The organism is Mycobacterium sp. BK086, assembly GCA_004362315.1.
Classification (GTDB): Bacteria; Actinomycetota; Actinomycetes; order Mycobacteriales; family Mycobacteriaceae; genus Mycobacterium.
In genome coordinates, this window is the sequence record SNWL01000008.1 from 382,718 (window position 1) to 394,493 (window position 11,776).

General features: G+C 67.7%; 11 protein-coding genes. 6 read left to right on the forward strand and 5 right to left on the reverse strand.

Going from position 1 to position 11,776, the window contains the following annotated elements:
- Positions 1 to 13 precede the first annotated feature (13 nt).
- Both menD and EV580_RS28320 read left to right on the forward strand, forming a co-directional pair.
- The gene (gene menD / locus EV580_RS28315) at positions 14 to 1,639 is read left to right on the forward strand and encodes a 2-succinyl-5-enolpyruvyl-6-hydroxy-3-cyclohexene-1-carboxylic-acid synthase (RefSeq protein WP_166654925.1); all 1,626 of its coding nucleotides are present in this window, start codon (positions 14 to 16) and stop codon (positions 1,637 to 1,639) included.
- The gene (locus EV580_RS28320; RefSeq protein ID WP_133696008.1) at positions 1,639 to 2,160 is read left to right on the forward strand and encodes a DUF3592 domain-containing protein; all 522 of its coding nucleotides are present in this window, start codon (positions 1,639 to 1,641) and stop codon (positions 2,158 to 2,160) included. The genes menD and EV580_RS28320 overlap by 1 nt, the downstream gene beginning before the upstream one ends.
- Here the strand turns inward: EV580_RS28320 and EV580_RS28325 are convergent.
- Positions 2,121 to 2,786: a DsbA family protein gene (locus EV580_RS28325; RefSeq protein ID WP_133695656.1), complete on the reverse strand. Its 666-nt coding sequence runs from the start codon at positions 2,784 to 2,786 to the stop codon at positions 2,121 to 2,123. The two genes, EV580_RS28320 and EV580_RS28325, sit on opposite strands and share 40 nt — an antisense overlap.
- An 89-nt stretch (positions 2,787 to 2,875) precedes the next feature.
- Between EV580_RS28325 and EV580_RS28330 the strand changes: the two genes are divergently transcribed.
- Positions 2,876 to 4,015 (forward strand): glycosyltransferase family 4 protein, encoded by a 1,140-nt coding sequence (locus EV580_RS28330; RefSeq protein ID WP_133695658.1) that lies wholly within the window; start codon positions 2,876 to 2,878, stop codon positions 4,013 to 4,015.
- A 299-nt stretch (positions 4,016 to 4,314) separates the two neighbouring features.
- Here EV580_RS28330 and EV580_RS28335 read toward each other — a convergent pair whose 3' ends face one another.
- Positions 4,315 to 5,139 carry an SDR family oxidoreductase gene (locus EV580_RS28335; RefSeq protein ID WP_133695660.1) on the reverse strand — a complete coding sequence of 275 codons (825 nt, stop codon included), beginning with the start codon at positions 5,137 to 5,139 and terminating at the stop codon, positions 4,315 to 4,317.
- Positions 5,140 to 5,195: 56 nt separating this feature from the next.
- On the opposite strand from EV580_RS28335, the gene EV580_RS28340 reads away from it, so the two are divergent.
- Positions 5,196 to 5,882 carry a demethylmenaquinone methyltransferase gene (locus tag EV580_RS28340; protein WP_166654926.1) on the forward strand — a complete coding sequence of 229 codons (687 nt, stop codon included), beginning with the start codon at positions 5,196 to 5,198 and terminating at the stop codon, positions 5,880 to 5,882.
- A gap of 63 nt (positions 5,883 to 5,945) precedes the next feature.
- Here the strand turns inward: EV580_RS28340 and EV580_RS28345 are convergent, their stop codons facing one another.
- Both EV580_RS28345 and menJ read right to left on the reverse strand, forming a co-directional pair.
- On the reverse strand, positions 5,946 to 7,511 hold the full coding sequence (locus EV580_RS28345) for a phytoene desaturase family protein (RefSeq protein ID WP_133695663.1): 1,566 nt from the start codon (positions 7,509 to 7,511) through the stop codon (positions 5,946 to 5,948).
- A 140-nt stretch (positions 7,512 to 7,651) separates the two neighbouring features.
- Positions 7,652 to 8,872, reverse strand: coding sequence for a menaquinone reductase MenJ (menJ, locus tag EV580_RS28350; protein ID WP_133695665.1), 1,221 nt, complete (start codon positions 8,870 to 8,872; stop codon positions 7,652 to 7,654).
- A gap of 21 nt (positions 8,873 to 8,893) precedes the next feature.
- Here menJ and grcC1 point away from each other — a divergent pair, with 21 nt between their 5' ends.
- A complete protein-coding gene (gene grcC1, locus EV580_RS28355) occupies positions 8,894 to 9,901 on the forward strand; it encodes a nonaprenyl/(2E,6E)-farnesyl/geranylgeranyl diphosphat synthase (protein WP_183507705.1) in 1,008 nt (335 codons plus the stop codon).
- 76 nt (positions 9,902 to 9,977) lie between these two features.
- Positions 9,978 to 10,844 carry a zinc metalloprotease HtpX gene (htpX, locus tag EV580_RS28360; protein ID WP_133695666.1) on the forward strand — a complete coding sequence of 289 codons (867 nt, stop codon included), beginning with the start codon at positions 9,978 to 9,980 and terminating at the stop codon, positions 10,842 to 10,844.
- Here the strand turns inward: htpX and EV580_RS28365 are convergent.
- Positions 10,841 to 11,746 (reverse strand): mechanosensitive ion channel family protein, encoded by a 906-nt coding sequence (locus EV580_RS28365; protein WP_133695668.1) that lies wholly within the window; start codon positions 11,744 to 11,746, stop codon positions 10,841 to 10,843. The two genes, htpX and EV580_RS28365, sit on opposite strands and share 4 nt — an antisense overlap.
- Positions 11,747 to 11,776: the final 30 nt, after the last annotated feature.

Below are 11,776 nucleotides of genomic sequence, written 5' to 3' on the forward strand. Positions count from 1 at the left end.
ACACGCTGTAGTGGTGAACCCATCGACGGCCCAGGCGCGCGTCGTCGTCGACGAATTGATTCGCGGCGGCGTCCGCGACGTCGTCCTCTGCCCCGGCTCACGTAACGCTCCACTGGCATTCGCGCTGTCCGACGCCGACCGCGCGGGCCGGCTTCGGCTGCACGTCCGCATCGACGAGCGCACCGCCGGCTTCCTGGCGATCGGACTGGCCGTCGCCGAGCGTGCCCCGGTGTGCGTGGCGATGACGTCGGGAACGGCAGTGGCCAACATGGGCCCCGCCGTGGTCGAGGCCAACTACGCCCGCGTGCCGCTGATCGTGTTGTCGGCCAACCGGCCCTACGAGCTGCTGGGCACCGGCGCCAACCAGACCTTCGAACAGCTCGGCTACTTCGGCACCCAGGTCCGCACGGCGATCAGCCTGGGCCTGGCCGAAGATGGCGCAGACAAGCTGGACGCGCTCAATGCGCAGTGGCGCTCGGCCACCTGCCGCGTGCTGGCCGCGGCCACCGGTGCCCGCACGGCCAATGCAGGCCCGGTTCAATTCGACATTCCGCTGCGCGAGCCGCTGGTGCCCGACCCCAACCCGGGTTCCGACGATCTGCCGCCCGGGCGCCCCGACGGCAAGCCGTGGACCTACAGCCCGCCGGTGGCCTTCGACCAGCCCCTGGAGATCGATCTCACGCCCGACACCGTGGTGATCGCCGGCCACGGCGCCGGCGTGCACCCCAACCTGGCCGCACTCCCCACGGTCGCCGAGCCGACCGCGCCACACGCCGCCAACCCGCTGCACCCGCTGGCCCTGCCGCTGCTGCGGCCCCGCCAGGTGATCATGCTGGGCCGCCCGACCCTGCACCGCCCGGTGTCGACACTGCTGGCGGATCCGTCGGTGCCGGTGTACGCGCTGACCACCGGCCCCCGCTGGCCGGACGTCTCGGGCAACTCGCAGGCCACCGGCACCCGGGCGGAGACCCGCGGCGCACCGGACCCGGGCTGGCTGCAGCGCTGCGCGGAGGCCAACCGGCACGCGATGGCCGCGGTCCGCGAGCAACTGAAAGCCCACCCACTGACCACCGGCCTGCACGTCGCGGCGGCGGTGGCCGACGCGGTGCGCCCGGGCGACCAGTTGGTGCTCGGCGCATCCAACCCGGTGCGCGACGCGGCACTGGTCGGGCTGAACAACGAGGGTGTGAAGGTGCGCTCCAACCGCGGCGTGGCCGGTATCGACGGCACGGTGTCGACGATCATCGGCGCGGCGCTGGCTCATTCGGGCCGCACCATCGGCCTGATCGGTGATCTGACCTTCGTGCACGACAGCTCCGGGCTGTTGATCGGACCCACCGAGCCGACGCCGAAGAACCTGACGATCGTGGTGTCCAACGACAACGGCGGCGGCATCTTCGAACTGCTCGAGCAGGGCGACCCGCGGTTCTCGGATGTGTCGTCGCGAATCTTCGGTACCCCACACGATGTCGACGTCGGCGCGTTGTGCCGGGCCTATCACATCGACGCCCGCCAGATCGAGGTCGATCAGCTCGGCCCCGCGCTCGCCGAGCCGCATGAGGGCATGCGGGTGCTCGAGGTCAAGGCCGATCGCTCGTCGCTGCGGCAGTTGCATGCCGCGATCAGGGCGGCACTGTGATCGGCAGGCTCCTCGGCCTGCTGAAATCAGCACTGCCCCGGCGCGATCCCGACGTCGTCGATACGACACAGCGAAAGCTGTTGCGCTGGAGCAAATGTGGGGTGTGGATCCTGATCGGATTGGTCACCCTGCAGTCAGTGCTCCTGGTGGCGGGCGCGTGGCGCAACGATCGTCAGATCGAACGCAACATGGGTGTCGCGCAGGCCGAGGTGCTCTCGGCCGGGCCGCGCCGCTCGACGATCGAGTTCGTGACTCCTGACCGTGTCACCTACCGTCCCGAACTGGGCGTGCTCTATCCCTCGGAGCTGGCCGAGGGTATGCGCATCTATGTCGAATACGACCGCGACGATCCGGATCTCGTTCGGGTGCAACACCGTACCGCCGCGCTCGCGATCATCCCGGCCGGTTCGATCGCGGTGGTGGCCTGGCTGATCGGCGGGCTCGTGCTGACCGGACTGGTGTTCTTGGAGCGCCGCGTGACTCAGGTCGACATCAACTTGGACAGCCAGTTGTTGTCGTAGATGTCGATCTTCTCGTTGTTGGTCAGGTCGAAAACCGTTGGGGTGCCGGTGCTGATCGGGTCGATCTCGTAGAGGTACTCGAAGTTGGTGTCGGCCATCTCGATCAGGTCCAGTGCGGGTTTGCCTGCCCGCATCGCGTCGACAGCCGCCGGCGCAACCCCGCTTTCGTGGGCCATGTCCGCGATCTCGGTGTCCGTCGGACCCTTGCTGCCCCGTCGCTCCTGGTGGCCCCAAAGGTCTTGGACGAAGGCCTGAAACGCCTTGGCTGACGTCTTCGGCCCGGCCGCCAGGAACATCGCGTTGCTCACCCGGTCGGAATAGCCCCCGGGCTTGTCGTCCAGGAACGTCAGCGGCCGATAGGTGACGACGAGCTGACCGAGGTTCATGTAGCGCGACAGCTCGTCGCCGAAATCCTTCTGCAGATCGGCGCAGTGGTCGCATTGCGGCTCGGTGTAGATCTCGATTTCCACTCGCGCCTTCGGGTCGCCGACCACGATGCCGAAGCCGTCCTTGCTCAGCTCGGTCGCGGGGCCGCGCGGATCCACCTGTGCCACACCGGCGATTTCCTTGCTGCAGCCGGTAACTAACATGACCAGCGCCACCACGAGCACAGACCAGAACCGCATGCTCGCACGGTACCGCGTTCCACCTGTTTTTCGTGTCGTGTATGCCTGGGCGCTACCTTGCTGACGGGCACCGATGGCACTCTAGATATGTGCGCGTTGCGATTGTCGCTGAGTCGTTCTTGCCCAACGTCAACGGAGTCACCAACTCGGTGCTGCGGGTACTGGAGCATCTCCGTCGCACTGGACATGAAGCGCTCGTGATCGCGCCGGACACCCCGCGGGGTGAGCCGGCGGCCGACCGCATCCACGATGGAATCCGGGTGCACCGGGTCCCGGCGAAGATGTTCCCGAAGGTGACGTCGCTGCCGCTGGGTGTCCCGCGGCCTCGGATGGTGCGGGTGCTGCGCGGTTTCGACCCGCATGTCGTTCACCTGGCCTCACCGGCGCTGCTCGGTTACGGCGGCCTGCAGGCCGCTCGCTTCCTCGGCGTACCGACGGTCGCCGTCTTCCAGACCGACGTCGCCGGGTTCGCCGAAAGTTACGGCATGGGTGCGGCGTCTCGGGCGGCCTGGGCGTGGACCCGGCACCTGCACGTCCGCGCCGACCGCACCCTGGCGCCCTCCACCGCGGCGATGGAAGACCTTGCCGCCCACGGCATTCCGCGTGTGCACCGGTGGGCGCGGGGCGTCGACGTCACCGGCTTCGCCCCGTCGGCACGCGACGGTGCGTTGCGGGCGCGGTGGTCGCCGGCGGGCAAGCCGATCATCGGTTTCGTCGGGCGGCTCGCTCCGGAGAAGCATGTCGAGCGGCTGGCGGCGCTGGCCGGCCGAGACGATCTCCAGGTGGTCATCGTCGGCGACGGCGTCGACCGCGAGAAACTGCAGACGCTGCTGCCGTCGGCGGTATTCACCGGGGCGCTCTACGGCGAACAATTGGCCGCCGCCTTCGCGAGCATGGACGTTTTCGTCCACCCGGGCGAGCACGAGACCTTCTGTCAGGCCGTGCAGGAGGCGATGGCGTCGGGCCTGCCGGTCGTCGCGCCCAATGCCGGTGGGCCGCGGGACCTCGTCGCGCCGTACCGCACCGGATTGTTGCTCGGCGTCGACGAGTTCGAGGCGCGGCTGGCGCAGTCGGTGGACCATCTGCTCGATGAGCGGGCGCGCTACTCGCTGGCTGCCCGTCGCAGCGTGCTCAGCCGGACCTGGCCGGCGATTTGCGACGAGCTACTCGGTCATTACGAGGCGGTGCGAAGCGAGGGGCGGCGCCGCCGACGTACCCACGCGGCGTGACCCGTACCGTCCTGAACCCTTAATTGTTCCTGAGAAACCTTTCCATACCCAGGGGTCTGGAGCAGACTTATTGCCAAGCGGGGGAACGCTAACAGCAAATGTCAACAACACCTCTCCACGACGGGGGACGGCCGATGAGCGACGCGTCGTATCGCCAAGATCTCAGTGAATTTGCCCTGGAACTCCGTAAGTTGGCTTACACCATGCCTGCTGGTCACGAGGACAGACTCATTCACCTCAGCGAACGGATGGCGAGTCGTGCGCGTCAATTACCGAGAGTTGACGCGCGCGCTATATAGCTAACCCTGCGCCTCAACGGCGACAGGCTGCCATTCCTCCCAATTGGCGAGGCGACTTTCGTAGTCGGCCTTCGCCGTCGCCAACGGAGACTCCCCGAAGAACGCTCGCAGCGGAGGCTTCGGCGCGTCCACGATCTTGAGGATCGCCGCAGCCGATGCTTGCGGGTTGCCGGGCTTGGCCCACCGCTTGGCCCGCATCTCGTCGACCTGCCGATGCAACTCGGCGTAGTCCGGCAGTTCGACCGACCGCTTCGACGACGGCCCGGACCAGTCGGTGTCGAAGCCGCCCGGCTCGATCAGCGTGACGTGAATGCCGAACGGCGCGACCTCTTGGGCCAGCGCCTGCGAGAAGCCTTCGAGCGCCCACTTCGACGCGTGGTAGATGCCGACGAGCGGGAACGCGGTGATGCCGCCGATCGATGACACCTGGATGATGTGGCCGCTGCCCTGGGCGCGCAGATAGGGCAGCGCCGCCTGGGTGATCCACAGCGCGCCGAATACGTTGGTCTCCAGCTGGTCGCGGGCGTCCTTCTCAGACAGTTCCTCGATGAAGCCGAAGTGGCCGTAGCCCGCGTTGTTGACGACGATGTCGAGCCTGCCGAAGTGGTCGTGGGCCTGGGCGACCGCGGCGAAGTCGGCCTCGCGGTCGGTGACGTCGAGCTGGATCGGCAGGATCGCGTCGCCGTACTTGTCGACCAGGTCGGCCAGGCTGGCGGTGTCGCGGGCGGTGGCGGCGACCTTGTCGCCGCGCTCCAGGGCGCCGATCGTCCACTCCCGGCCGAAGCCGCGCGATGTTCCGGTGATGAACCAAACTTTTTCGCTCATGGCTGAGTGCAACGCGTGAGCGGGCTCATGATTCCCGCTCGGGTAGCGTCGGCACCGTGAGCCGCGCGACGCTGGACAAGGATCCCCGCGATGTGGCGTCGATGTTCGACGCCGTCGCGCGCCGCTACGACATCACCAACACGGTGCTCTCGATGGGGCAGGACCGATCATGGCGCCGGGCGACGCGCGCGGCACTGGGCATCGGACCGGGCGACCGGGTGCTGGACCTCGCGGCGGGCACAGCGGTGTCGACAGTCGAGCTGACGAAGTCCGGCGCGTGGTGTGTGGCGGCCGACTTCTCGGTCGGCATGCTGCGGGCCGGTGCTGCCCGCGCGGTGCCGAAGGTGGCCGCGGATGCGACCAAGCTGCCGTTCGCCGACGAAGTGTTCGACGCGGTGACGATCAGCTTCGGTTTGCGCAATGTGGTCGACCATCCGGCGGGCCTGCGCGAGATGGCGCGGGTGACGCGTCCGGGCGGGCGACTGGTGGTGTGCGAATTCTCCACACCCGTGGTGCCGGTCTTCTCGACGGTCTACAAGGAGTACCTGATGCAGGCTCTGCCGCGGGTGGCCCGTGCGGTGTCGAGCAACCCCGAGGCCTACGTCTATCTGGCCGAGTCCATCCGGGCCTGGCCCGACCAGGCGGCGCTGGCCCGGCAGATCCGCGACGCCGGGTGGTCAGATGTGCGCTGGCGCAACCTCACTGGCGGCATCGTCGCGCTGCACTACGCCGTCAAGCCTTAGCCTCCAAGCGATTTCGGCGCGGTTTCGTTCGCTCAGCGGCGGTTTTCGCGCCGAAATCACTGGTTAGCGGCCCGCGTCGGCCAGCACCTGATAGCCGGCGTTGTAGCCCGGCACGAACGTGATGCCCGGCCCGCCGTGGCAGCCCGCCCCGCCCAGGTACAGGCCCTCGATCGGGATCGGCTCGTCGATGAATCCCTTGGGGCCCGGCCGGTTCACGCCCATCAGTTCGGGCTGCAACAGGCCGTGGCAGAAGTCGCCGTTGGGTGCGGCGAACATGGTGTTCATGTGATACGGCGCGAACGTGATATCGCGGATCAGGATGTCCTTGAAGTTCGGCGCGTAGCGGGTGATCTTGTCGACAACCCGTTCTGCCATTTCGGTTTTCAGCTGACCGTGCTGCTCGCGCGGCGCTTCGATGGGGAAGCCGTAGGCGTAGACGCTGGCGGCGTGCTTGCCCTCGGGGGCCATCTCCGGATCGCCGACAGTCGGCATCTGGATCGACAGCGCGGGGTTGTCCGGAACCTCACCGCCGCGGGCCTTCTCCCATTGGCGCTGCTGCTCTTCGGGGGAGCCGAACATGCCCACCGACATCTGCATGCCGGGTTCGTTGAGGAAGTCGTAGGGCGCGGCGTACTCGGGCGCCCCGTCCAGGGCGAAGTGGATCTGCATGAACGAGGCCCGGTGATCGCGGCCGCCGAGGCGCTCCACGAGCGACGACGGAAGATGATCAACCCCAACGAGATCCAGCAGCGTGGTCTCCGGTGCGAGGTTGGACACCACGATCGGCGCGGTGATCACCTCGCCGTCCTTGAGGCGCACCCCGGTGACTTTCCCGTCTTCGACGAGGATCTGCTCGACCTTCGCGCGGAAGCGCATCTCGCCCTTGGCTTCGGTGAACAGATCGCGCAGATGCTCGGCGAGCACCCCGATTCCGCCCTTGAGCTTGGTGGTCATCTGGCCGCCTTCGGGCGGCATGGCCATCGCGAACGCCAAACATGTTGCGCTGCCGGGGGTATACGGGCCGCGGTACGTGGAGTTCACCGCCAGGAAGGCCAGCATGCCGCGGATGACGGAGTGCTTCTCCTTGTCGGGCAGGAACCGGTCGACGACGTCCATCGCCGAGCCGAACAGCATTTCGTGGATGGCGCGCCGCTCGGATTCGTCTGCGGCACAGGCATACATCTCGTCGATGGTCTTCGGCAGCGCCAAGGCGTCGAAGCGGCCGAGTGCCTTGCCGGGGCCGGTGCTCCAGGCGTACAGGTTGGCCATCGCCATCACGGCGTCCATGCCGTGCTTCTCGTTGAGATGGGTCATCATGGCCATCGGGTCGCTGTGGAAGATCATCGCTTCCTGGCCGTTGTCCCCGAGATTGACCGACATGATCTCCGACTCGATGGTCGGCAGCGTGTCCAGGCCCAGCTCGCTGTTGATCTTCTGCGCGGTGGGGAAGCGCACCGAGCCGGCGATCTCGTACTTGAACCCGTCGATCAACTCGACGGTGGCCGACATGCCACCGCTGTAGGTGTTGGCTTCCAGGCACAGGGTGCGCAACCCCGCGCGCTGCAGCACCACCGCTGCGGTCAGTCCGTTGTGTCCCGCGCCGACGATGATCGCGTCGTAATCAGTCATGGCGCGGAGCCTATGACGCAGAAGCCCGGATTTGAAGAAGTTTTGTCAAATTTGTCATTTCTGTGAGTCGCGAGCGTGCGTGTCTGCACGCGGACACGCCGTGACGGCGTGCAGTTCGCGCACGCTCGCGGACAGAAAGCTCAGCTGAACGGCTTGCGCCGGTCGAGCACGCGCGATCCCAGTCCCGCAGTCCGCCACACCCGCGCCACCAGATCGGCGTCCTCGTCGGTCACCAGGTTGCCCATCACCCGAACCGCGACCCCCATCAGCCGCGAGGAGCGCATGGCGATCGGCCCGGTCAGCGGTAAGAACCGCGGCAGCGTTAGTAGCAGGCCCAGTCGCCGGGCCACCGAGAACCCGCGCCCGTAGTGCTCCTGCAAAACAGCAGGCCAGGCCAGGGACAGGTCGTCGGAGCCCAGCATCTCGGCGGCCAGCCGCCCGGTCTCCAGCCCGTAGTCGATGCCCTCGCCGTTGAGTGGGTTCACGCAGGCCGCGGCGTCGCCGATCAGCACCCAGTTCGGCCCGGCCACCCCGGACACCGCCCCACCCATCGGCAGCAGCGCCGAGGACACCGCCCGCGGCGCCCCCTCGAACCCCCACGAGTCCCGCTTGAGGTCGGTGTAGTGCTTGATCAGCGGTCGCAGCGCCACATCGGCGGGCCGTTTGGCCGTCGCCAGCGCGCCGACGCCGATGTTCACCTCGCCATTGCCCAGCGGGAAGATCCAGCCGTAGCCCGGCAGCACCTGCCCCTCGACTGAGCGCAGTTCCAGATCCGAGGAGATCCAGGGCTCCGAGGACCGCGGTGAGGCCAGATACCCGCGCACCGCCACCCCGTACACGGTCTCCTGATGCCACTGCCGGCCCAGCACCCGGCCGAACGGCGAACGCGCACCGTCGGCCACGATCACCCAGTTGCACGACACCCGCGACCCGTCGGCCAGTACCACCGCGTCCACCCGCCCGCGCGAATCGACCGACACGTCAACGGCTTTCACGCCGAGCAGCATCGAGGCCCCGGCGTCCTCGGCGACCTTGCGGATCCGGTCGTCGAGTTCGGTGCGGGGCACCGCCGATCCCGTCCCGCCGAACGACGGGCCGGGCCAGGGCACCTCGACGTCGGCGCCGAACCCGGACAGCCGCAACCCGTGATGGCGGATGTGGCCGTCGAGCCAGTCGCACAGCCCGAGGCGCTGCAGCTCCAGAACCGCGCGCGGAGTCAGTCCGTCGCCGCACGGTTTGTCCCGGGGAAACTCGGCGGCGTCGATGACGAGCACGTCGTGACCATGCCGAGCCGCCCAGGCGGCGGCCGCCGAACCCGCTGGTCCAGCCCCGACGACGACCACAGTCGCATGCCTGTCCATGTCCCCCAGTATGTTGGCAGGGTGAGTACTCCGGCGACGGTGGTAGCAGGGGTGGACTTCGGCGACCCGGCGTTCGCCCAGAGTGTCCGCGACGGGGTGGCCCGCGTCGAAGAGCTCATGAGCACCGAACTGCGCGGTGGCGACGAGCTGATGACCGAGGCCGTCGTGCATCTGTTCGAGGCCGGGGGCAAGCGATTCCGGCCGCTGTTCACGGTGCTCTCCGCGCAACTCGGCCCGGAGCCGGATGCCTGGCAGGTCACGGTGGCCGGTGCGGTGATCGAGCTGGTCCACCTGGCGACGCTCTATCACGACGACGTGATGGACGAGGCGCAGATGCGCCGCGGGGCGCCCAGCGCCAACGCCCGCTGGGGCAACAACATTGCGATCCTGGCCGGCGACTACCTGTTCGCGACGGCGTCGCGGCTGGTGAGCCGGCTCGGTCCGGACGCGGTGCGCATCATCGCCGAGACCTTCGCCCAGCTGGTCACCGGGCAGATGCGCGAGACCAAGGGCAACACCTCCGGGGTGGACCCGGTCGAGCACTACCTGAAGGTGGTCTACGAGAAGACCGCCTGCCTGATCGCCGCGTCGGGCCGGTTCGGTGCGACGTTCGCCGGCGCCACCGAGGATCAGGTCGAGCGCCTGAGCCGGCTCGGCGGCATCGTCGGCACGGCCTTCCAGATCTCCGACGACATCATCGACATCGACAGCGACCCCGACGAGTCGGGCAAGCTGCCGGGTACCGACCTGCGCGAGGGTGTGCACACGCTGCCTGTGCTGTACGCGCTGGCCGACACCGGCCCCGACGCCGACCGGTTGCGTGAACTGCTGAAGGGCCCGATCGAGGACGACGACAAGCTGGCCGAGGCGCTGGGGTTGCTGCGCTCGGGCAGCGGCATCGTGAAGGCCAAGGAGACCGTCCAGCGCTATGCCGAACAAGCCGGTGACGAGCTGGCGGGGTTGCCGGACGTGCCCGGTCGTCGGGCACTGGCTTCGCTGATGGACTACACGATCAACCGGCACGGCTGAGCGATTCGCGGAACCTCGCAGTGAGTGCGAGGCGTTAATCTCCGGTGAGAGTGCGTTTGCTCGTAGGAGGAATTCGATGACTTGGCATCCGACCGCCAACACGTTCAAGACGTTCATGCTGCTCGTCGGAATGTCGACGCTGATCGTCTTCGTCGGTTCGCTGTTCGGACGCAACATCATGTTCCTGGCCCTGGTGTTCGCCCTCGGCATGAACGTGTACGTGTACTTCAACTCCGACAAGCTGGCGCTGCGTGCCATGCACGCCCAGCCGATCACCGAGCTGCAGGCCCCGCACATCTACTCGATGGTGCGCGAGCTGGCCACCGCCGCCCACCAGCCGATGCCCCGGCTGTACATCAGCGACACCGCCAACCCGAACGCCTTCGCCACCGGACGCAACCCGCGCAATGCCGCGGTGTGCGTCACGACCGGCATCCTCGACCTGCTCAGCGAGCGCGAGCTTCGCGCGGTGCTCGGCCACGAGCTCTCGCACGTCTACAACCGCGACATCCTGATCTCGTGCGTGGCAGGTGCGATGGCCTCGGTGATCACCGCGCTGGCCAATATCGCGATGTTCGCCAGCATGTTCGGCGGCAACAACCGCGAAGGCGGTGCGAATCCCTTTGCTCTGCTGCTGGTTTCGCTGCTCGGTCCGATCGCCGCGTCGCTGATCCGGCTGGCGGTGTCGCGCTCGCGTGAGTACCAGGCCGACGCGTCGGGCGCGGAGCTCTCCGGTGACCCGCTGGCGTTGGCATCGGCGCTGCGCAAGATCAGCGGCGGGGTGGAGAACGCTCCGCTGCCGCCCGAGCCGCAGCTGGCCGACCAGGCGCACCTGATGATCGCCAGCCCGTTCCGTGCCGGCGAGAAGATCGGCAAGCTGTTCTCCACCCATCCGCCGATCCCGGACCGGATCGCGCGGTTGGAGCGGATGGCAGGCCGCTAACTCGAGTTGGTCACCGCGTCGGCGCCCGCTTTGGTGGGACTCGCGATCCCGGCCTGACGCAGCGACCGCAACACCATCGCCCGCAGCATCCGGCCGACTTCGAACTGCTTGCCCGGCAGCGTGCGGGCCACCATCCGCAGGTTGACGGTGTCCAGCTTGATGCTCTCGACACCCATCAGTGCGGGCTCGTCGAGCAGCAGTTGGTCCAGCCGGTTGTCGGTGGTGGCGGCCGAGGCCACCTCGTGCAGTACGTCGTTGACCTTGTTGAGGTCCGCGCTGGTGGGCACGGGGATGTCGACGACCGCGCGTGCCCAGTCCTTGGACAGGTTCAGCGCCTTGACGATCTGGCCGTTGGGGATCGTGAACACCTCACCGTCGCTGGTGCGCAACTTCGTCACCCGCAGGGTGACGTCCTCGACGGTGCCCTGGGCTTCGGTCGACGACCCGGTGACCGTCAGAGCCACCAGATCACCGAAGCCGTATTGCTTCTCGGTGATGATGAAAAAGCCGCTGAGCAGGTCCTGAACGATCCGCTGCGCGCCGAAACCCAGTGCGGCACCCAGCACCGCGGCCGGGGCGACCAGCGAGCCGATCGGCAGGCCGAGTTGGTCGAAGACGTCGACGGAGACCACCACGTAGAGGATCGCGATCGCCACCGACGAGATCACCGACGCGACCGCGGCGCGGTGTTTGGCGCTCTCCGAGCGCACCAGCTCGTGGCCGGCGTCGAGGCGTTGGGCGATCTTGTTGGCGATCCAGCGGATCAGTCGGGTGGCCAGCACGGCGGCGGCGATCACCAGCACGATGTGCAGACCCTTGGTGCGCAGCCACTCGCCGAGGTTTCCGTTCCAGAAGTTCTCCCAATTACTGGCAGCGAGATACGTCGTTGTGAGTGAAGTCATAGTCCTTACGCGAATTGCCTTGTCGTGGCG